Source organism: uncultured Campylobacter sp. (genome assembly GCF_938018035.1).
Lineage (GTDB): Bacteria > Campylobacterota > Campylobacteria > Campylobacterales > Campylobacteraceae > Campylobacter_B.
Genome location: NZ_CALIJF010000006.1, coordinates 1 through 20,127 on the forward strand (window position 1 = coordinate 1; position 20,127 = coordinate 20,127).

Here is a 20,127-nt window from a genome sequence, read left to right on the forward strand (position 1 = left end):
GAACGAGCTTTTGAAACAGAAGCTAGGCTGATTTCGCAGCTTTTGCGGCGAATTAATGCGGCGCGGCGTATGCGATAGATGAAGCTCTTAGGGATAAAATTTTAAATCTGCTCGCAGCGTTTTGCTTCGAGCTAAAGCTTTCGGGCGCCAATGACGAAGGCTTTTGCGTGTTATAATTTTATTCGGCGCGATCTCGGCGGCTACCTGCTCTCCTCGCGCACGTTTTGTTCTTTTGAGTTCGTTTTTTCTCGTGCGAGTCGTTTGTGTCGAGTGTCGGTCTGCGACGGAGTGGTTTAAGAAGCACGTCCTAGGAATTTTACTCACGGCTACCGTCAAAGCGCGGCAAAGCTTGCAGGGAATGCGTAAATTGCTCTGCTTGAGAGAGCGAGAACGGAAGCTCTGGGTGCGCGGGTAGGATCGAATACGTAGGGTTAAATTTGAGTGGCAAGCCAATGTGTAGGCTAAATTTAATCAATCACTGCGTCGGATGCGCGTGCCCCAAACCTTGCGCCAAACGATAACGTGGCGAGCGACCGCAGATCATCTAGGTCCAAAGCACGCCTTGATAGATTTAAGCGGATTTAAAAGCACGATTTGCGATCGGGCGTCTGAGTAAAATTTTTAAAAATTTGATTTGCCTTGGCGATGCGTGAGTGAAATTTAAAACGTATAATGGAGTTTCAAAATCCTCATTCGTTCACTGCCGCGCCTTTTGTGAAAGTGTTTTTTTGGCGGAAGAGCAAAACCTTAAAAGTATGAAATTTTAGTAAGGTAAATTTTAAAAAAGCGAAGTTTTTGCTGAGTAAATTTCAAAAGCGCAGAATTTTAACGAGACGAAATTTTGACGAGATGAAATTTCAAAAAGCGAATTTTAAAGCGTGGCTTCGGCTAGCATTTGCGCAGGCTCATGTCGGCGCTTTTGGGCTAAATTTTCAAAGAGCGGGAATTTTAAGAGAATGAAATTTGAAAAACCGCAAATTTGCGAATAAATTTTTAAAAAGGAACATAATGAAAATCGCGGTTATCGGCGCTGGCAAATGGGGCAGCGCACTTTTTGACGCGCTTAGCGCGAAAAACGAATGCGTCATCACTTCGCGCACGCCAAGACAAATTCCACATTTTGTAAGCGTGAGTGAGGCATTGGAGTGCGAAGCGCTCGTTTTTGCGCTCGCGGCACAACAAACCGCGCAGTGGCTGGATCAAAATTTCACCTACAAAAATCAAAAAATTCTAGTCGCTTCCAAGGGCATCGACGCAGCAAGCGGTAGGTTTTTGAACGAAATTTTTGAAGCGTATGTCGCGCGCGGCAATCTTGCTTATCTATCGGGTCCGTCGTTTGCTACCGAAGTCATGCAGAAGCTGCCTTGCGCGCTCGTCGTAAGCTCGTGTAACGAAAATCTAGCCGAGCTTTTCGCAAGCGCCTTCCCTGCCTACATCAAGACTTACACGAGTGGCGATATCATCGGCGCAGAGGTGTGCGGCGCGTATAAAAATGTCATCGCCATCGCTAGCGGCGTTTGCGATGGACTTGAGCTCGGAAATAACGCTAGAGCGAGCCTGATCGCGCGCGGCATCGTAGAGATCGCGCGCTTTGGCAAGTTTTTCGGTGCTCGAGACGAGACCTTTTTGGGCTTAAGTGGCGTGGGTGATCTGTTTTTGACCGCCTCGAGTGCGCTATCGCGAAACTACCGCGTGGGACTAGGGCTTGCGCGCGGCAAAGGGCTCGAAGAAATTCTGCGCGAGTTGGGCGAGGTCGCCGAGGGCGTGGCTACGACCGAAGCGGTCGTAAATATCGCGGCAAAGCACAAGATCTACGCTCCGATCGCTACCGAGGTCGCGCAAATTTTGCATGGGAAGGACGTAAGAGCGAGTCTAAAGGACCTGCTGCGCAAAAAATGAGCCGTACGACGGAATTTACTCACTAAATTTTAGCGGTAAATTCGGCCTGCATAGTTTTGATTTATCCGCTATGTTTGTGAAATTTAGTTGCTGGTTTGCGAATTTTAGTCGGTGTTTGTTTGGATCTGTTTACGTGGCTTTGCCCGATAATTTTATGGGCTTGATTTTCGCCTTGCGGCTTCGCGCGTCTGATACGACGCAAAATCGCAGCAAAAGAGCGCTTGTATAGATGTGGCGTAGCGGCTTTGCGGATTTTGGTCGGTGTCCGTTTGGATCTGTTTACGCGGCTTTGACTTAAAATTTAGCTTTAAGCTTGAGTGCGAAATTTTAAAGCGAGGTCGTAAAATTTTAAAAAGAGGCTAAATTTTAAAACATTTAAGATGGATCGCAGGTGGTTGACGGCCGAGGGTGGAACGGACTGCCCGTCTGCGACTGGGTAGATCAAAATTTTTGATGTGTCAGATTTAAAAATTAAGGCGTGATATTTTTTCTTTAGACGAGGCAGAAATGAGCCAAATAAAGGAGTGCAATCGTGCGCTTTGGATAGAATTTGCGGTAAAATGAGGCGGAAAGGCATAAATTTTGAAAATATTCAAGACAGATGATGTGTAATTTTGATAAATTTTTATTGCTTGCAAAGGAGCGGACTATTCGTCCGCGACTGCAGCAAGTTAAATTTTGCAGAATATCGGTGTATTATAAATTTTAATACAGGAGCCAAGGCGAAGTATTTTATAGAAACATTTTGCTTTGCAAAAATGCTACGCTTGTTTTGAGATGATTTTTTGGGATTGTGCAGTGAAAATTTTGCGTAGGCTAGACGGGGCAGTCTGCCGAGCAAAATTTTAGCAAACTCCGCAAAAAGCGCTCAAAAGGCAAGTCGCAAAGATAAAAGAGGAGAAGATGAAAAAATACGAAGGCTACAATCTCAGGCTACGCGACGCTCTCGTCGGCGTACAGTTTTTATTCGTGGCGTTTGGCGCGCTAGTACTCGTGCCGATCTTAACGGGGCTTGATACGTCCGTGGCGCTGTTTACGGCGGGCATCGGCACGCTGCTGTTTCAGCTCATCACGCGTAAACACGTCCCGCCGATCTTTCTCGCGTCTAGTTTTGCGTTCATCGCGCCGCTAAGCTTTGGCGTGAAGGAGTGGGGCATCGCCGCGACGATGAGCGGAGTGATCGCGGCGGGGCTTTTTTACGTGGTTTTAAGCCTGCTCATTAGGCTCAAAGGCGAGGGATTTTTGCATAAAATTTTACCGCCCGTGGTCGTCGGTCCCGTCATCATGACGATCGGCCTCATCCTCTCGCCCGCAGCCGTAAATATGGTCATGGGCAAGGGCAAAGAGGCGCTTTACACGCAGGGGCAGTCGCTTACCATCGCGCTCATCTCGCTTTCGGCGGTTATCGTCGTTATGATGTTTGGCCGCGGCATGCTGCGCCTAGTGCCGATACTTTGCGGTATCGCGGCGGGATACTGCGCGTCGCTGTTTGTCGGCATCGTGGATTTTACGCCGATTTTAAGCGCGCCGTGGTTTGCGCTGCCGCATTTCACCGCGCCGGTTTTTAAGCTCGAAGCCGTGATCTACATGGTGCCTATCGCTATCGCGCCCGCGATCGAGCACATCGGCGATATGCTTGCGATCAGCAACGTCACGAAGGAAAATTTCCTCAAAAATCCTGGGCTTAAAAGCACGCTGCTAGGCGACGGGCTCGCGACGTCGCTAGCTGGCTGCTTCGGAGGACCGCCAAACACCACCTACTCCGAGGTCACGGGCGCGGTCAGCATCACGAAAGCCTACAATCCCGCCATTATGACCTTTGCCGCGTTTACGGCGATACTGCTAGCCTTCGTGGGCAAGCTCGGCGCCGCGCTCTCCACGATCCCCGCTCCCGTCATCGGCGGCATTATGCTGCTGCTTTTCGGTATCATCGCTAGCGTGGGCATGGAAACACTCATAAAAAACAGCGTGGATCTAGCCGAGCCGCGCAATATGATCATCGTCGCGCTCATCTTCGTCTGCGCGATCGGCGGCATGGTGCTGGATTTTGGCGCGATGAGCTTTAGCGGAGTGGGACTTGGCGCGCTCATCGGCATTACGTTAAATTTAGTGCTGCCAAAGACCAAGCATTTTGAGGGGTATTGAGTTAAATTTTGCGCGGAGCGTGAGTCGTTTCGCGCGGTTGCGGGTAAATTTGAACTCAAATTTCGGCGTCAAATTTCCCCGCAGCTTTCGCCGTCAAATTTACCGCGCCCTAAATTTTAAAATTTCCCCCGCAAACGCTTTCAAATTTCAAACGTTTTAAACTAGCAAGATATATAATTGCCTTATGAAAAAGACGAATAATTTAAGCAAATTTGATAAAAAGGCGCTAAAGCTGCTCTTTGCGGTACTTTTCGTGCCGCTCTTCGTCTCGCTCGTTTTTATCTATGAGTTATCGGTGTATGACCGCTCGCGCGAGCTGCCCGCGGACGCGCAAAAGATTGGGGGTTACTACAACATCGGCGGCAAAATTTATCTACGCTCTTGGAATCTCGCTCCCTACGAGCTAGAGGGCGGCGCGGACGCGGCGAGCTTTCGCGCGCTTGATACCGGCAGATACTCCTACGCAAACGTCGGCATGGACGCTAGTAGCGTATTTTGCGGCGCTCGAAAGATGTCGGGGCTCAATCCCGCCCGCACGCAAAAGATCGGCGCGCGATACTACAGCGACGGGCGCGTGAGCTATTTCTGCTCGGACGTCACGCAGCGCACGGGTGGCGCGATAAGCTACATTTACAAGGTCTTTTTCCACGCCTTTGGGCTCTCCAAATGGCCGCAGGAGTATAACTATCCATACGCGAGGCTGGATACTAGCGCGCCCATCTCGCCTCTGACCGAGAGCCCGTACGTCGCCACGGACGGCGAGCGGGTATTTTACGAGGGTAAAATTTTAGAGGGCGCGGATGCAAAAAATCTAAAACAGATAAGGCTAAAAATCACACACGAAGACGGTCCCGATTCGCCCGCGCACTTTCGCCAGGTCGATCGGTGGCTAAGCGACGGACGCAGCGTCTATGCGGACGGCGAGAGGCTAAATTTCACGCCTAGCGAGCGGATGTATCTCGTGGAGTCAAACGCCGGCATAGAGTTTCTTTTTGATCCCACCACGGGCGCGGTGTTTATGGACGGCGAGAGATTTGATGCCGCAAACGAGCCTTATACGCCGCTAAATTTTCAGGGCAGGCATCAAGAATACATGCTGTTTGCGAGTAAAAACGGCATATTTTATCTAAGCAAGGATAAAATTTTAAATCGCCCGCGCGCTAGCGGCACCGAGGGCTGGCTCAAAGACGCGTTTTGGTACGTTTATTATAAATTCGGCGCAGACGGCAGTCCGCTAAGCGCGCTAAAAAGGGCGGGCGACAATCCGTTTAAAGGCGCCGTGCGGCAGATCTCGGAAAAGCTTTTGAAGGATGACGCGGGATTTTATTATCTAAATTTCTACTCGCATAGCGTTTACGTCACGGGTCGCAGCGGCAGGCATCTGGATAAGCGGACAAATTTCATCGATCTGCGAAAGATCACGCTAGACGTGCACGACGATGAGGTGATGGCGCAGATCGCGGACGAGGCGGCGCGAAACCCCGAAATGTCGCAGCAGGTCTTTACCGCGCAGGACGTGGAGTATGAAAACGGCGCGGCCTTTTATATGTATTGCCTTGCGGCGGTTTTATTGCTCGGAGCTTGGATTTATAGCTACCTTAAAAAGCGCAGCTTGCGACGCGGCTAAATTTAGCGGTGCGACGGAAGGTAAATTTAGAGCGAGACAAAAATACCGACGTCGTGTTATCCAGCGCACCCTTGGCTACAGAAGGTAAATTTTAAGAGCGGGATGGCATGGTGGAGCAGTAAATTTAGATAGTATTGCGGTTGCCAGCACGGCAATGCGGCAAAATTTATGGGCGCTGTGATTGCGAGTACAGCAAGTGTAAGTAAAGAGAGACGGCTCTACCATATTTTTAAAGCGTTCCATTATGGGTAAGGCATCATGGCGGTGGGATGTGATAAACGGGCTATAAAAGCTAGAGGTATTGCATTGTATGTCGGCGCGCAATAATGAGGCGGCGGGAGATAACGGGATTCGGTATAAAGTGGCAAATAAGATGTACAAAGCAAGCTTTGTGGCTTTTGTTTTTTGAGACCTATTTAATTTCGCCGTGCGAGGGTTATTTGAGGCATGGTGAGCTCCACTAAATTTAAAGGCAAAACGGGAAAGACATCGTTTTTGCTTACGACGATGGGCGCGTGCTGAAGTACCGCTTTGGCGGCACACTTTGTTTTAAATTTCATAGCGTCTGTTGGCTTAGGCTCGCGCCGTATATAATTTTAGTGGCAAAATGAGCGTAAAATTCCATGCTGTATTTGCACGGAAGCACGCAAACTAAGGTATTGTGTTAGACCTAGCGAGCATCGATGTCGTACCGCTTCGGCAAAATTTCATTTTCAGTATTTTTTGTATCTCATTTGTGCTTATATGCTCGAGTGTTGCTTCGGCAAAATTTTATTTGCTAAACGCGCACTGCCTACTTATCGCCACATTTGTTCGCACTGGGCAATTATTGCTTCGTCTATATCTCCTAAGGCGCGCAGCATTTGAATAGTAAAATCAATAAATGCGTTTCCGTTTGCGGTGATCATTTTACCGTCTACTACGGCTTCGCGACTTGTTTGTATAAAGGCATGCTTATTTTTGTATTTTGGCAAATTAACGATGTCTGCTAGACTATTTGCGGTGTGATGGCAGTCATTTAGTGCTCCTGCCGCCGCTAAGAAATACGCCCCGTCGCAAATACCGCCTACCACCTTGCCTTGTTGTTTAAATTCCTCTATTAAATTAGCAATTTTTGAGGCGTTTTCGCTAGGCAGTTCGCGCCATGAATTTCTAGCGCCGATTAACACGATTGCCGCGGCATCTGGCGAAATTTCATCTATTGTTAAATCAGGTTTTGCGCGTAAAGCTCCGAACGATACTTTCTCGTTTTTATCGGTTGAGGCATAAAGGATGCTATAGTCCGTGAAATATCGTAGTGCGGGAGCCAGTAGCGAAGCCTCCCAGTCGGCAAAGCCGTCTAAAATAACGATTACTAAAGTTTTCATAAAGTCTCCTTGAATAACCTACACTACTCAGTTCGGTTCGCATATCAAACTAAGCAAAATCGTAGAATTTATAAAATTTTTTAGAATTCCGCTTTGGATTTAGAGCGGAATTCTATGATTTTACAAGTACGCGCGATAACATCACTTTAAAAAGCCCGCTACCTCGGCGTGTCGCTAGATCGCTATATCTGCGTTTTGCTCTAGCTCTCGATATAGGTTTTTAGTTTGCGGCCGATCTTTGGGTGTTTTAGCTTTTTGATCGCCGAGCTTTCGATCTGGCGGACGCGCTCGCGAGTGATGTTGAGCTCCTTGCCGATCTCTTCAAGCGTGCGGTCGCTCTCGTCGTCAAGCAGTCCGAATCGCATGCGGATCACCGTGCGCTCGCGGTCGTTGAGCTGTTCTAAGATATCGTCGATCTGTTCTTTGAGATCGGATTTTAAAATTTGCTCGATCGGCGAAACCGAGCTTTTGTCCTCGACGAAATCGCCGAATTTGCCGTCGTCCTCGTTTCCGATCGGCGCTTCTAGGCTGATCGGCTCCTTTGTGATTTTGATGACCTGCTTTACCTTATCGACGCTAAGGCCCACCTCTTGCGCGATGACGTTGATATCGGGCTCCTTACCGCCTTCTTGCATATATTTGCGCGTGATTTTATTAATTCGATTTATCGTCTCGATCATATGGATCGGGATTCGGATCGTGCGAGCTTGATCGGCGATGGCACGCGAGATTGCTTGGCGGATCCACCATGTCGCGTATGTCGAAAATTTATAGCCGCGCTTGTATTCAAATTTATCCACAGCCTTCATAAGCCCGATGTTACCCTCCTGGATGAGGTCTAAAAACGGCAGTCCGCGGTTGGTGTAGCGCTTAGCGATGGAGACGACCAGGCGCAGGTTAGATTTCGCCATGCGCGCCTTTGCGTTATCGCTGATGCGCTTGCCGCGCTTGATCTGCTCTAAAATTTCTTTCAGCCGCTCGGGCTCGAGATTAAAGCTTTTTTTGCTCGCCTCTTTGGTTAAAAAAAGCTTTTTTATATCGACATATGTCGAGACCATCGTAGCTTCCGGCACGCGCGCGATGATGTCGTCTTTGCTAAGCTTTGTGATATCTTTTAGGATTTTTTTGTGGTTTTCGCGCAGTTCGGCGCTAAACATCGGCAGCTTGTATTCCAGGCGTTTGAGCTCCTTTTCGAAGCCCTCGTCGCTTTTTAGCGCGGTCTCCATCGATTTTACGATCTCGGTGATGAGCTTGCTAGTTGGGCCCAGATCCATGAGTTTTTCTTTTAAAATTTTCTTTTTAAACGCCAAGTTCAGCTTCGATAAAATTCCTTTGCTCTGCTTAATCGCTTCGGCGTTTTTCTCGGCAAATTTCATCCAGTCCTTTTTAGCTTTTTCGAGAGCCTTGAAGCTTTCGATGACCTTTAGAGCGCGCTTATCGTTCTTTCTAGAGCGCTTTTGCTTCGCCTCGTCCGCGCTCTCCTCATCCTCCTCGTCGTCGTAATCCTCCTCCGATAGTTCCTCTTCGTCCTCCTCTTCACCCTCTTCGTCGCTGTCGTCAAAGCTCTTGAAAAGCTCCTTGACACGGCGTTCGCGGTTGATGAGCGGCTCTTTATAGTCTAAAATGAAGTCTATTAAGTACGGCACCGAGCAAAACGCGTCGATGATGATGTCCTCGCCGAGCTCGATTTTTTTGCTGATCTCGATCTCTTCTTCTTTCGTCAGCAGCGGGATCTGTCCCATTTCGCGCAGATACATCCGCACGGGGCTGTCAGAACGACTCCACTCCAAAAGCTCGACGTCGCTGGATAGGTCAAACTCCTCGTCCCAGCCCTCGTCCAGCAGCCTTTTTTGCGTCGCCTCTTTGAGTTTCGCGTCCTCTAAATTTTTGATTTTGGAGATTTCTGCGGCGGAGATCAGCTCGACATCAAATTTTTTCGTAAGCGCTTCGACCTTCTTAACGGCCGTCGCGGTGGGGGCTTTATCGAAAAATTTTATCAGTCTTTCGTAGGTGATGTAGCTTTTTTGATTTTCGTCGAAGAACTGCTCGATGGGCGTTAAGGCGTCTTTTGGGCTCGCCATAAAATCTCCTTGTGTCGTTGTGTATTTGGTTTTGGAAAATCGGATTATACCGAAACGCTCTTTATTTTTGCTTATATGCGGCGCAAATACTCTAAATCTAATGATTTTTCAAATTCAAGGGTCTAGGCCAAATTTTAAAATTTGAGTTATATTTTTAGCTAAATTTAAGGCTACTCGCTAAATTTCGCACTTCAAAAAATGCAAAACCGACGAGCCGCAATTCCGCTTCCTTTGCGCTGTCGCTTTAAAATTTAACGCTTCCGCACTTTCTATTTCTACGGCTTTGCGTTTAAATTTAGCCCTAAATTTCAAACGAGGAATTCCGCCCTCATATCGGAGCGATTGAGCGGATTTTAATAAATTTGTCGGTAAAATCGCGCATCTATTTTAAAATTTAAGGCGGAAATATGGCAAAAGTATGGAAATTCGGCGATGATATCGACACCGACATCATTATCGCGGCGCGCTACCTAAACACTTCCGATGCGGCGGTGCTTGCGACGCATATCATGGAGGATGCGGATAGGGATTTTTCGTCCAAAATCGCTCGCGGCGACATCATCGTAGCGGGGAAAAATTTCGGCTGCGGCAGCTCGCGCGAGCACGCTCCGATGGCGCTTAAGGCCGCCGGAATTTCATGCGTGATCGCAAAAAACTTCGCTAGGATTTTTTATCGAAACAGCTTCAACACGGGCTTTTTGATCCTCGAATGCGACGAGACGGATAAGATCGCGCAGGGCGACGAGCTTAGCATCGATCTAAAGGGCGGCATAATTAAAAATTTAACTCAAAAGACGCAGTATAAATTCGGCGCGATCCCCGAGTTTATGCAAAAGCTCCTCGATGCCGGCGGAGCGATAAATTATGCAAAAACAAAGATAAACTTGTAAGGAATTTGGATGAAAAAATACGACGTATGCGTGATAAAAGGCGACGGAATCGGCCCTGAGATCATTGAAGAAGCGATCAAGGTGCTCGATGCCGTAAGCCATAAATTTAATTTTGAGCTAAATTTTGACTACCGCTTGATGGGCGGTGCGGCGATCGATATTATGGGCGTTCCGCTTCCGGATGAAACGCTAAATACCGCTAAATCGAGCGACGCGGTGCTTTTCGGTGCGATCGGCGGCGCTAAATGGGACGGTTTGCCGCGCGAACTGCGCCCAGAAAGCGGACTGCTAAAAATTCGCAAAGAGCTTGGGGCGTTTGCAAATTTGCGTCCTGCGATGATTTTTGATGAGCTGATAAACGCTTCGACGCTAAAGCCGGAGATCATCAAAGGCGTCGATATAATGGTGGTGCGCGAGCTTACGGGCGGGATTTATTTCGGGCAGCCGCGCGTTAAAAACGAAAAGGATGCGCTAAATACGATGTGCTACAACGCCGCCGAGATCGAGCGCGTGGCTAAGGTCGCGTTTGAGGCCGCGCTTTTGCGAAACAAAAAGATAACGCTCGTAGATAAGGCCAACGTGCTTGAAACAAGCCAGCTGTGGCGCGAGGTCGTAAGCGGGCTAGCCAAAAATTATGCAGGGATAAATTTGGAGTTTATGTACGTCGATAACGCCGCGATGCAGCTCGTGCGGGCGCCTGCGCAGTTCGACGTGATTTTGACGGAGAATTTATTCGGCGATATTTTAAGCGACGAAGCGAGTATGATCTGCGGCTCGATCGGGCTGCTTCCGAGTGCGAGCATCGGCGGCAAGGTAGGCATCTATGAGCCGATCCACGGCAGTGCGCCCGACATCGCGGGACAGGGCATCGCAAACCCGATCGCTACGATCTTAAGCGCTGCGATGATGCTAAAATACGCATTCGGCGAAAATGAGGCCGCAGCGGCGATCGAAAGCGCCGTACGCGCCGTGCTTCGCGATGGATACCGCACCAAGGATATCGCGCAGTACGATGCCAAAGAAATTTGCTCGACTGCAGAGATCGGCTCGATCATCGCAGATTACGCGGCTAAGGCTTAGGAGCTAGCTTTGAATGGCGCACTAGCATACGCTATGGAGCTTGAGAAAAAAGGCGATATCTACGGCGCAATGCGGATTTGCCGCGGTATTTTACGCGATAATCCGCAAGATGGCGATGCGGCGGTGCTTTTTGCGCGGCTAAATTTAAATCATCGAGTAAGCTCGGGCGTCAATATGGCGATGCTGGAGCGCTTTTTTAGCGTCGATGCACGCAAACAAGCGGAATTTAAGAGGTGGCTAATTGATGTATGAAAATGAACTAGAAGATATCATCGAAGCAGTCAATGAGATGAAAGCGCAAAAGCGCGCGCAAGATTTGACGGCGCAGCAAGAGGGGGCTGTGAATGCAAACAGCACTGAAGCAGGAGCGCAGGCTTCGCAGGATGCTTTAAGCCCCGCTTCTTTTGCGCCAGATCCCATTGCACCTGGCGCCTTAAATTCTACATCTGCACCGGATATCGCTTCATCAAACGCGCAAAATTTCACTTCCTTAGATACTAAAAATTCCACTTCGCGCTTTGTTTCATCGGACGCTTTAAATTCCGCCCTAGATCGTTCAAATGCCCTTGCACGCAAGAGCTCTGCGCCTAGCGGCGTGGAATTTGCAGCGGACGCTACTTTAAAAAAATCTGCCGCAAAAGATGAAAATTTTACTTTTTCCAGCGAGGAGAATTTTAAAAACTCTGATCTTACAGGCGGTCAAAATTCTGCGGCTTCCGCCTCTCTAAACGGAGAGAATTTTAAAAATTCTGCTTCTGCAAGCGGCAAAAATTCTGCAAATTCAACCTTTGCAAGCGATGAAATTTTAAAAAGCTCCACCGCAAAATTTGACGAAAGCTTTCGTGATTTATCGGGCATCGCAGGCGAAATTTACGATAGTCTAGGCAGCGATATGAATGGGTTTGTTTCGCCGCAAAGCAGGGACACAAGCATACCGCGAAGCTCTGCCGAAAGTAAAGATTTTGAATTAGCGCTAAATTCTACGAATGACGACTCCCAAAGTGAGCAAGATTTGACGCCTCGTATTTTAGGCGCGCATTTTAAGGAGCTAAGCAATGACGATTTTGGGTCTGGCTCTGATTTCAAAGAAAACGAAGCTGACGATTATTTCGGTACGGCGCATTCTAAAAAGCAGGATTTAGCGTCGCTTCAAGCTCAAAATTCCGCCGCGCTAGAGATCCGAAATGCTGCCACGCGCCAGCAAAATTTCGTTTCGCAGCCGCAGAATTTTACGATCCCTGGGGTGCGAGACGATGAGCTCGCCACGCCGCAGCTTCGCAATTCTGCCGCACAGGATATGCAAGCGGAAAGTTTTGCCTCTTATGGTGCTCAAAATTCCGCCCTGCACCAGCCCGAGGAAGCGCGACACCTTGGGGCCGCGAGACAACCTCAAGCGGGTGACAAATCAAAATATCTCACAAATGCAGATTTTAAAATTTCAAGCGAAGCGGAGTTTTTGAGCGCGATAAAAGAGCGGATTTTAGTGCTTTTTGAGGGGCTGAACGCTTTTGAGAAGGGCGATTTGAACGCGCGTGTGGAGCTAAATTTAAAATTTATGGAATTTTTGCTTGCAAGTATCGAAAACCGACTTGAAAATCTATCAAAATGACGATTTCATCGCGCTTTTAGATTATCTTAAAAAATTTAGCTCGCGTATCTATCTAGTAGGCGGTTGCGTGCGCGATCATTTTTTGGGGCGGGCGAGCGCTGATGTGGATGTGGAGCTTTACGATGTGGATCCGCACCGCTTCGAGCAAATTATGCAAGACTTCGGCGCACAGGGCGTCGGCAAAAGCTACTTCGTCTATAAATATAAAAATTTCGATGTTTCGCTTCCGCGCACCGAGAGTAAGACTGGCATCGGACACAAGGGCTTTAGTGTCGCTTTGGCTACGGACGAACATGAGGCTAGCAGGCGGCGCGATTTTACGATCAATGCGATGATGATAGACGCTATAAGCGGTAAAGTGCTCGATTTTTACGGCGGGCTTGCGGATCTGCGCGCGCGTATTTTGCGAGTGGTCGATCCGCACACTTTCGTGGAGGATAGCTTGCGCGTATATCGCGCGGTGCAGTTTGCCGCAAGATTTGAGCTTCGCGCCGAGCCTCGCACCTTAGAGCTCATGCGTAGTATCGACGTTAGCGATCTTAGTTGCGAGCGCGTTAAAGCAGAGCTGATTAAATTTTTCCGTGCACCTATGCACCGATATGGGATGATGCTAATGCAAGAGCTAGAGCTTTACGAGCGGGTTTTTGGATTGCGGATTGATACGCGTACGCACGAGCGACTGATGCAATTCATAGAGCGCGGCGAATCTTTCGTAAGAAATGAAATGTTTTTTTTATACGCGTTTTTGAATTTTTTAGGATTAGATAAAGATAAAATTTTAAAGAATTTAGGGCTAAATTCTCTTTATAAAAGGCTACTTAGCGAGCCGTTTTTTAAGCGGGTAAGCGACGAGCGACTATGTAAAATCGCTCTAAAAATGCCGCTTAAGCAGTGGCTCGGGCTATATTGTAAAGGTAGGGTGCAAGCGGCAAAGCGGCTTGGGATTTGGGATAAGAAATTTAAGAGCTTGATTTGCGCTGCGGATGTCGCTCGCAACCTGCGCGGCGCTGCGATCGGCAAGGAGATCGAGAGGCTGCAAGAAGCGGAGATTAGGGCGTTTGTAGCGGCTTTAAAAGCGTAAATTTAGAGAGATTTTTGTAAAATCGCCGTTTTATTTAGGAGCTAGTTTTATGAAAAAATTCTATCGTCGCGACGAAATTTACGCGTTTTGCAAGAATGCTGCGTCTTTGCAAAAGTGCGCTTTTTGCTTTGATCGCAGGCGAAATCTCATGATTTTTACTGCGCGAAATTTTATCTTTTGCGATGAGCGAAATTTAAATTTTTGCGGCGTAAAATTTCATAGCGAAAAGCTTGGCCCAGTAGAATTTTATGACGTGGAATTTTACCTATTAAAATTTCATCCATCGTGCCGCCACTCTGAAAAAGCCCAAGAGGCGAAGTTTTATGGATCGAGAGAATTTCGCATATCGCATCGCTGCGGCGAGAAATTATACGAGCCGTGCAGCAGCGATGCGGAATTTCACGGCTCGCATTGCAGCGAGATGAAATTTTGCGGATTAGGACATCTTGGCACAAAATCTCACAGCCTGCGTCATATTAAACGTATTAAAGCAAAATTTAGCGAGCCGTATTGCGCGTCCTGTGCTATGGGAGTAGCTGCCTCGGCGCACCGCATAAGAACAAAAGAGACGTATCGTTGTGAGGAGAGATCTGATGCCTTGCAGCATCGCAAAATCATGAATCTAAATTTTACTTCACAGAATTTCAAATTATGGAATTTTGCCCATTTAAATTTGCAAGGCTTTACTGCGCGAAATCCCAAGCCGCGTAATTTAGCTTTTCGAAATTCTAAATCTCAAAACTTTGCCTCGCGGAATTTTAAATTGCAAAATTCTGCTCATGCAAAATCGGTGATTTTTGATGTTTAATATCGTGTTAGTATATCCGCAGATCCACACAAATACCGGCTCCATCGGGCGCATGTGCGTCAATGCGGGGTGTCCTTTGCATCTGATTAAGCCGCTCGGATTTGTAATCGACGATAAGCATCTGCGCCGAGCTGGGCTTGATTATTGGGCAAATTTGGATCTTAAAATTTGGGAAAATTGGGACGAGTTTATGGCGGCGAACGAGAAATTTAAGCAGCGCTTCTTTTTTGCGACGACGAAGACGAACAAGCTCTACTACGAGGCGAAATTTCAGCCGGGCGATTTTTTGATTTTCGGCTCGGAGGGGCACGGGCTGCCGCTTGAGATCATGCGCACAAACCGCGAAAACTGCATCACGATCCCGATGAGCGGGGCGGGGCGCAGTTTAAATTTAGCCACTAGCGTGGGCATCGTAACCTACGAAGCGATCCGCCAAAACATCGATAAATTCGACTTTAGGAGCGCAGTTTGCGAGTTTTAGCGCTACTTTTTGCGATGTTTTTATGCGGCGCGAGTGCGGCGGAGCTGAAAATCGCATCGTTTAACGTGCAAAATTTATTCGACGGCGTAAACGACGGCACGGAGTACGCTGATTTTGAGATCGGGCGCGGTGGTTGGAGCGAGCAAAAATACGAGCGCAAGCTGCAAGCGGTAGTGGATGAGATAAGCGCGCTTAATGCCGATATTTTGGGGCTGCAAGAGATCGAAAACGAAGCCGTGCTAAAAGCGCTTGCACAGAAGGCGGGCTATAAATTCTACGCTTTTTCGCGCGCACAGACTGCACCTGCGGGCGTGGCGGTAATGTCGCGCATACCGATAAAATTTCAAAAAACCTACCGCCCGACAGAGCTTAAAACTAGAGATATTTTGCGCGCTGATTTTGCGCTTGGCGGCACTGATTTTAGCTTTTATGTAGTGCATATGCTCTCTGCACGCAATCCGCTAAGCGAGCGCAGGCGAAATTTCGCCTTTTTACGCGAGGTTTTGCAAGGGCACCAACGCGCTATCGTAGCGGGAGATTTTAATACGAATTTCGGGCGAAATTCTTTGCTAAACGAGCTTATCGAGCGCGATGGATTTAGTGATTTGTGGGCGCTGCATCCCTGCTCGCAGCTAAAGCATTTTGGCTCTTGTGAGTCTCATGAAAGCGGCGCGGTGCTAGATCATATCTTGCTTAGCGACGATTTTTTTAGTAGCGAGCCTGGATATAAAAAGGACAGCTTCGCTGTTGCTAAATCCTCTACCGCTTCCGATCATTTCCCGATTAGCTTCATTCTGACCGACGAAGGCGCTTTAAAATCTATGCCGAAAAAGCAAGAATTTTTAGCTAAAAATACCGCTAGCTCCGCAAAGGCCGTCACGATAGAGGAGCTTTACGGGCGCAGTATAAGCGAGCCTGTGCTGATAAAAGGCGCAGTCGTGAGCTTTACAAACCGCCACGGCTTTGCGATCTCCCAAGATGGAAGCGGAGTTTTTGTCTATGGCGGCAGCGGGCTACAGCTAGGCGATAAACTCGATCTGCTAGTAAAAAAGACGAAATTTTATAAGCAAAGCTTTGAAATCGACGATTTTGAGATCGTATCTAGAAGCGGCAACGTAGGCTCTATCGCGCCATACGTTTTGCCTAGCGCATCGGTGCGGCAGCTGCGCGCAGGAGATGTGATAAGCACGATCAAAGGCGACGTTGAAGACGGCATAATTGATCTAAAAAGCGCGGGCGAGTTTAGAATTTTTCGCAAAAGCGCTCCTGTACAAAACGGCAAAAATTTAGAATTTAAAAATGCCTATTTTACGATTTATAAAGGGCAAAAGGAATTTATAGTAGAATGATACACGCCGTTATAACCGCACTTTTCGTGCTTTTTATGATATTTATGATCGTAGGATTTAACCGCGAAATGATGGAGAAAAACGAAAAACGAAATCAACGAAAAAAGGATAAAGATGGAACTACTCATTGAGATTGGGGTCGAGGAGCTGCCTGCGATCCCGTTTTTAAAAGAGCGTGCGAATATCGCGCCAAAATGGCGCGCGGTGCTTGAGGCTAACCGCATAAATAGCGACTTTCGCTTCGAATTTAGCCCGCGTAGATTCGTGCTATTTCACGAGGATTTTCCACAACGCGGCGATGATGCGCAGATCGTAAGCACGGGCGCACCAAAATCCGTCGCGCTCAAAGACGGCGCGTGGAGCCCTGCAGCGCTAAGTTTTGCTAAAAAATGCGGCATAAGCGAAAGCGAGCTGGAATTTCGACAGGTGGGCGGCAAAGAGGTACTCTACCACGCTGCGGTGCAAAAGGGGCGCGATAGTCGTGAAATTCTAGGCGAAATGATAGAGGAGTTTTTACGATCGCTAAATTTTGGACGCGCGATGCGCTGGGGTAGCGGCGAGTTTGAGTTTATCCGTCCGATAAGAAGCATAGCCTGCGTTTTGGGCGGAGAAAACGTAGATTTTGAAATTTATGGCGTGCGAAGCGCGGCTGCATTTTTTCCGCACAGAAAATTTGGCTACGAAGCGATTAAATTTAAAGACGCCGCGGATTATTTCGCACTGCTGGAGCGTAACGGCGTAATTTTAAGCGAGCAAAAAAGAAAGGATAAAATTCTAAGCGAGTTTGCAAAGCTCGAGAAAAAGCATGGCTTTAAGATCGAGGTCGATCCTGCGTTGTTGGATGAAGTAACGGCTATCACTGAGTATCCGACGGCGCTGCTAGGCAGCTTTGAGCGAGATTTTTTAAGCGTGCCAAAGGAGGTCATTATCACTTCGATGAAGGAGAATCAGCGCTATTTTCCTGTTTTCGAGGATAAAAACTTAAGCAATCACTTCGTTGTCGTTAGTAATGCGATCACCGATGATGACGAGCTTGTAGTACGCGGCAATGAAAAAGTTTTACGCGCGCGCCTAAGCGATGCTATGTTTTTTTGGAAGAGCGATTTGCAAGCGGAATTTAGCCCTGAAAAACTTAAGCAAATTTCCTATATGCAAGCTCTTGGCTCGGTTTATGATAAGCAAGTGCGCGAGCTAGCCGTAGCAAGGGTACTGAGCGCGGATTATGCTACGCAGATTGAGGCGGAGATCGGCAAAAAGGATTTTGCGCGGGATGTGGAAAATGCCGTAATGTTTAGTAAAGCAGATCTTAGCAGCACGATGGTGGGCGAATTTAGCGAGCTTCAAGGCATTATGGGTAGTTACTATGCCGCACATGCTGGACTGGCAGATCATGTATGCCGCGCGATACGCGAGCAATATCTGCCTAGCGGCGAGGATAGCGAGCTGCCAAGCGGTGTATTTAGTAGCGTAATCGCTATAGCGATGAAATTTGAAACGCTCCTGGGGCTTTTTAGTATCAATAAAGTTCCAAGCGGCAATAAAGATCCGTATGCGCTTCGCCGCGCAGCTACGGGGCTAATTAAAATTTTACTAAATCAAGGATTGAGCTTTGATGCGAATGCGCTGGCGCAGAAGCTAGCGCCAAATTATAAGAAATTTGACATTTCTAAGCTGCTGGATTTTATAAAAGATAGGTTATACGGAATTTTTGACGAGATAAATCCGTCCGTGATCAAGGCGTGCATCGCAAGCGGCGAAAACGATCTGCTACGACTAAGCAAGGCTATAAAAGCTCTGGGTGAGATCGCAGCAGCAGCAGATTTTGCAGAAAATTTCGCGACTTTTAAGCGCCTAGCCAATATCATCAAGGACGAAAAAATAGGCGCGGTGGACGAAAATCTATTCGAACACGACGCTGAGCGCGCGCTAAATGCGGCGTTCAGGGCGATTAAGCTCAACGAAAACGACGTGAGTGGGTATCTGCGCTCACTATTTGGGCTTAAAGGCGTGATTGATAATTTTTTCGATAACGTAATGATAAACGTCCAGGATGTCAAGATACGCGCAAATCGTATCGCAAATATCGGGCAAATTTATCGCGCGTTTTTGCAGTTTGCCGATATCAAAGAGATAGGATTTTAATTTCACTTAGAACTCATTTGCCCAAGGTTTACGCGAATCTTGGGCAAAATTTTACTGCGCAAAGGAGCGCAAATGCTAATCATCAACGCAAAATTACCAACTAAAAATCTAAAAATCACAAAATCTCTCTCGCAGTTGATTCAGGGCTTTCTTTATCGCTATCTGCCGGCTTCAGAGCACGTAGGATATAGGCACGAATCAAGCGGTAAAATTTTTAAACGCACAGTGTTTGATTTTATCTTGCGAGGAGAGGACTTGCGCGTGCGATTTGCTTCATGCGAGCCGGAGTTTGAACGTAAAATCGCACTAGCAATACTAAAAGACGGACTAAGCTTGGGTGAAATTCTATTTACGCAAACTACCGTCGAAGCGAAAAATCATAAAATTTGCGAGAACGAAACTATTGTGCAAGGCTACGTGGCGTGCGCAGTAAGCGGGCTTTTGGGACATAAAGTCTATTTGCAGCCGCAAGATAGCAGGCATTTAGAGATGATGAAGACGAATATTTTACAGCGATTTGAGACGATTATGGGGCGAAAATATGATGGCGAAATGGAATTAAATTTATTGTGGCAAAAGCTGGGTGAATCTGTGAAATTCTATTACGGCAACAATCGCGAGCCGGTATATGCGTGGCAGGCAAGATGGAAAATTGTAGCTAATGCAGAACTAATCAATTTGGTCCTTGGTACGGGTGCTGGAAGCGGGTGCATGAACTACGGAGTAGGGGTTTTGGAGGTTGTAAAGCAAGACTATATTAAAGTATAGATTTCAAATTCTAAAAGAATATTTGCTTGCTTTATGGCAATTCTATAATAAAATTTTTAAAAAATCAAACTTTATATTAAATTATAGTAACTATTGACATATTGATTTTAATTTAGATATAATTGCGCTAAATTTTAGAAAGGATAAATTTTGGGCGATATAGTTAAAATTTTTTCTAGTATCGGCGAAATTTACGACAAACAAAAAACTAAAATTAACAACAAGAGCTATGAATACGATGCTATTAAAATTTATCTTTGTGATATTAAAAGTAAAGAAATATTGGTAAATAACAATATTTCAAGAGACGATTTAATAGTTTGTAGATTTGGCATAGGCGCGAATTCTGGCAATTTGTTCCCTAATGTCCAATTCATTAGCAAAGCCGTAAAAGACGATACTCCTAAATTTATAAAAGGAATTTTAAAAGCCGTAAAAAATATGCTCTCTTGCTTCAATCCTGACGATATCAAAAATGATAAAATATTAACGGATTTATCTAGCTTAAACGAGAGCTTTTTTGATGATATTTTAAGTGAAATTGTAGCTCTACAAGAAGAGCCTAAGAAAAAGGGCATGAAAGTGGCTACTTTTTTTACATTATCTTGGGAGGGTAGGCCGATTTCAGCGTATTTCAAAAATATTTTTACGAGTCATTTAAGTGATAGCGATAATGGTAAAACTGCCAAAATTTATGGTTATGATATGCTTACAAATAGTATGGGTATCGGTGGAGATGCGAATTTAGCGTTTTGTTCTGTAAACGAGCTACCGACTGCCTTACAAGACATTAAAGTTAG

Annotated in this window: 18 protein-coding genes and 1 pseudogene; 16 read left to right on the top strand and 3 right to left on the bottom strand. The window is 46.9% G+C overall.

What is annotated here, in order from left to right; translation table 11 throughout:
* The first annotated feature begins 795 nt into the window (after positions 1-795).
* The 4 genes from Q0257_RS00065 to Q0257_RS00080 all read left to right on the top strand — a co-directional run bounded on the left by Q0257_RS00065 (position 796) and on the right by Q0257_RS00080 (position 5,671).
* A complete protein-coding gene (locus Q0257_RS00065; RefSeq protein WP_298019988.1) occupies positions 796-960 on the top strand; it encodes a hypothetical protein in 165 nt (54 codons plus the stop codon).
* 48 nt (positions 961-1,008) lie between these two features.
* Positions 1,009-1,899: an NAD(P)H-dependent glycerol-3-phosphate dehydrogenase gene (locus Q0257_RS00070; RefSeq protein ID WP_298019992.1), complete on the top strand. Its 891-nt coding sequence runs from the start codon at positions 1,009-1,011 to the stop codon at positions 1,897-1,899.
* Between the two features lie 903 nt (positions 1,900-2,802).
* Positions 2,803-4,044 carry a uracil-xanthine permease family protein gene (locus Q0257_RS00075; RefSeq protein ID WP_298019995.1) on the top strand — a complete coding sequence of 414 codons (1,242 nt, stop codon included), beginning with the start codon at positions 2,803-2,805 and terminating at the stop codon, positions 4,042-4,044.
* 184 nt (positions 4,045-4,228) lie between these two features.
* Entirely contained in the window at positions 4,229-5,671 is a 1,443-nt protein-coding gene (locus tag Q0257_RS00080; RefSeq protein WP_298019998.1) for a DKNYY domain-containing protein, read from the top strand.
* Positions 5,672-6,087: 416 nt separating this feature from the next.
* Here Q0257_RS00080 and Q0257_RS00085 read toward each other — a convergent pair whose 3' ends face one another.
* The 3 genes from Q0257_RS00085 to rpoD all read right to left on the bottom strand — a co-directional run bounded on the left by Q0257_RS00085 (position 6,088) and on the right by rpoD (position 9,119).
* Positions 6,088-6,231 (bottom strand): hypothetical protein, encoded by a 144-nt coding sequence (locus tag Q0257_RS00085; RefSeq protein WP_298020001.1) that lies wholly within the window; start codon positions 6,229-6,231, stop codon positions 6,088-6,090.
* Positions 6,232-6,468: 237 nt separating this feature from the next.
* Positions 6,469-7,038, bottom strand: coding sequence for a DJ-1/PfpI family protein (locus tag Q0257_RS00090; RefSeq protein WP_297962780.1), 570 nt, complete (start codon positions 7,036-7,038; stop codon positions 6,469-6,471).
* A gap of 200 nt (positions 7,039-7,238) precedes the next feature.
* On the bottom strand, positions 7,239-9,119 hold the full coding sequence (rpoD, locus tag Q0257_RS00095) for an RNA polymerase sigma factor RpoD (RefSeq protein WP_298020004.1): 1,881 nt from the start codon (positions 9,117-9,119) through the stop codon (positions 7,239-7,241).
* 407 nt (positions 9,120-9,526) lie between these two features.
* On the opposite strand from rpoD, the gene Q0257_RS00100 reads away from it, so the two are divergent.
* The 12 genes and pseudogenes from Q0257_RS00100 to Q0257_RS00155 all read left to right on the top strand — a co-directional run.
* Complete coding sequence (locus Q0257_RS00100; protein WP_298020007.1) at positions 9,527-10,009, top strand: 3-isopropylmalate dehydratase small subunit; 483 nt, start codon at positions 9,527-9,529, stop codon at positions 10,007-10,009.
* A gap of 9 nt (positions 10,010-10,018) precedes the next feature.
* A complete protein-coding gene (leuB, locus tag Q0257_RS00105; RefSeq protein WP_298020010.1) occupies positions 10,019-11,089 on the top strand; it encodes a 3-isopropylmalate dehydrogenase in 1,071 nt (356 codons plus the stop codon).
* Positions 11,090-11,098: 9 nt separating this feature from the next.
* Positions 11,099-11,341 (top strand): hypothetical protein, encoded by a 243-nt coding sequence (locus tag Q0257_RS00110; protein WP_297959908.1) that lies wholly within the window; start codon positions 11,099-11,101, stop codon positions 11,339-11,341.
* Positions 11,334-12,698 carry a hypothetical protein gene (locus Q0257_RS00115; protein WP_298020013.1) on the top strand — a complete coding sequence of 455 codons (1,365 nt, stop codon included), beginning with the start codon at positions 11,334-11,336 and terminating at the stop codon, positions 12,696-12,698. The genes Q0257_RS00110 and Q0257_RS00115 overlap by 8 nt, the downstream gene beginning before the upstream one ends.
* Positions 12,679-13,779, top strand: coding sequence for a CCA tRNA nucleotidyltransferase (locus Q0257_RS00120; protein WP_298020016.1), 1,101 nt, complete (start codon positions 12,679-12,681; stop codon positions 13,777-13,779). Before Q0257_RS00115 ends, Q0257_RS00120 begins: the two co-directional genes overlap by 20 nt.
* A 49-nt stretch (positions 13,780-13,828) precedes the next feature.
* Positions 13,829-14,587, top strand: a complete 759-nt coding sequence (locus Q0257_RS00125) for a hypothetical protein (RefSeq protein ID WP_298020019.1) — start codon at positions 13,829-13,831, stop codon at positions 14,585-14,587.
* Positions 14,580-15,068: a tRNA (cytidine(34)-2'-O)-methyltransferase gene (locus Q0257_RS00130; RefSeq protein WP_298020031.1), complete on the top strand. Its 489-nt coding sequence runs from the start codon at positions 14,580-14,582 to the stop codon at positions 15,066-15,068. The genes Q0257_RS00125 and Q0257_RS00130 overlap by 8 nt, the downstream gene beginning before the upstream one ends.
* Positions 15,056-16,417, top strand: a complete 1,362-nt coding sequence (locus Q0257_RS00135; protein WP_298020022.1) for an endonuclease/exonuclease/phosphatase family protein — start codon at positions 15,056-15,058, stop codon at positions 16,415-16,417. The genes Q0257_RS00130 and Q0257_RS00135 overlap by 13 nt, the downstream gene beginning before the upstream one ends.
* On the top strand, positions 16,414-16,548 hold the full coding sequence (locus tag Q0257_RS00140; RefSeq protein ID WP_291937682.1) for a hypothetical protein: 135 nt from the start codon (positions 16,414-16,416) through the stop codon (positions 16,546-16,548). Before Q0257_RS00135 ends, Q0257_RS00140 begins: the two co-directional genes overlap by 4 nt.
* A complete protein-coding gene (gene glyS / locus Q0257_RS00145) occupies positions 16,532-18,559 on the top strand; it encodes a glycine--tRNA ligase subunit beta (RefSeq protein ID WP_298020025.1) in 2,028 nt (675 codons plus the stop codon). The genes Q0257_RS00140 and glyS overlap by 17 nt, the downstream gene beginning before the upstream one ends.
* Before the next feature lie 72 nt (positions 18,560-18,631).
* Positions 18,632-19,327: a CRISPR-associated endoribonuclease Cas6 gene (locus Q0257_RS00150; RefSeq protein WP_298020028.1), complete on the top strand. Its 696-nt coding sequence runs from the start codon at positions 18,632-18,634 to the stop codon at positions 19,325-19,327.
* A 150-nt stretch (positions 19,328-19,477) separates the two neighbouring features.
* Positions 19,478-20,127 (top strand): annotated as a pseudogene (locus tag Q0257_RS00155) (CRISPR-associated protein); the annotation flags it as partial.

Bases quoted from the DNA above. Each gene is read 5' to 3' on its own strand.
- Q0257_RS00070 (WP_298019992.1), top strand. From the start codon at position 1,009: ATGAAAATCGCGGTTATCGGCGCTGGCAAATGGGGCAGCGCACTTTTT.
- Q0257_RS00075 (WP_298019995.1), top strand. From the start codon at position 2,803: ATGAAAAAATACGAAGGCTACAATCTCAGGCTACGCGACGCTCTCGTC.
- Q0257_RS00080 (WP_298019998.1), top strand. From the start codon at position 4,229: ATGAAAAAGACGAATAATTTAAGCAAATTTGATAAAAAGGCGCTAAAG.
- Q0257_RS00085 (WP_298020001.1), bottom strand. From the start codon at position 6,231: ATGAAATTTAAAACAAAGTGTGCCGCCAAAGCGGTACTTCAGCACGCG.
- Q0257_RS00090 (WP_297962780.1), bottom strand. From the start codon at position 7,038: ATGAAAACTTTAGTAATCGTTATTTTAGACGGCTTTGCCGACTGGGAG.
- rpoD (WP_298020004.1), bottom strand. From the start codon at position 9,119: ATGGCGAGCCCAAAAGACGCCTTAACGCCCATCGAGCAGTTCTTCGAC.
- Q0257_RS00100 (WP_298020007.1), top strand. From the start codon at position 9,527: ATGGCAAAAGTATGGAAATTCGGCGATGATATCGACACCGACATCATT.
- leuB (WP_298020010.1), top strand. From the start codon at position 10,019: ATGAAAAAATACGACGTATGCGTGATAAAAGGCGACGGAATCGGCCCT.
- Q0257_RS00115 (WP_298020013.1), top strand. From the start codon at position 11,334: ATGTATGAAAATGAACTAGAAGATATCATCGAAGCAGTCAATGAGATG.
- Q0257_RS00125 (WP_298020019.1), top strand. From the start codon at position 13,829: ATGAAAAAATTCTATCGTCGCGACGAAATTTACGCGTTTTGCAAGAAT.
- Q0257_RS00130 (WP_298020031.1), top strand. From the start codon at position 14,580: ATGTTTAATATCGTGTTAGTATATCCGCAGATCCACACAAATACCGGC.
- Q0257_RS00140 (WP_291937682.1), top strand. From the start codon at position 16,414: ATGATACACGCCGTTATAACCGCACTTTTCGTGCTTTTTATGATATTT.
- glyS (WP_298020025.1), top strand. From the start codon at position 16,532: ATGGAACTACTCATTGAGATTGGGGTCGAGGAGCTGCCTGCGATCCCG.
- Q0257_RS00150 (WP_298020028.1), top strand. From the start codon at position 18,632: ATGCTAATCATCAACGCAAAATTACCAACTAAAAATCTAAAAATCACA.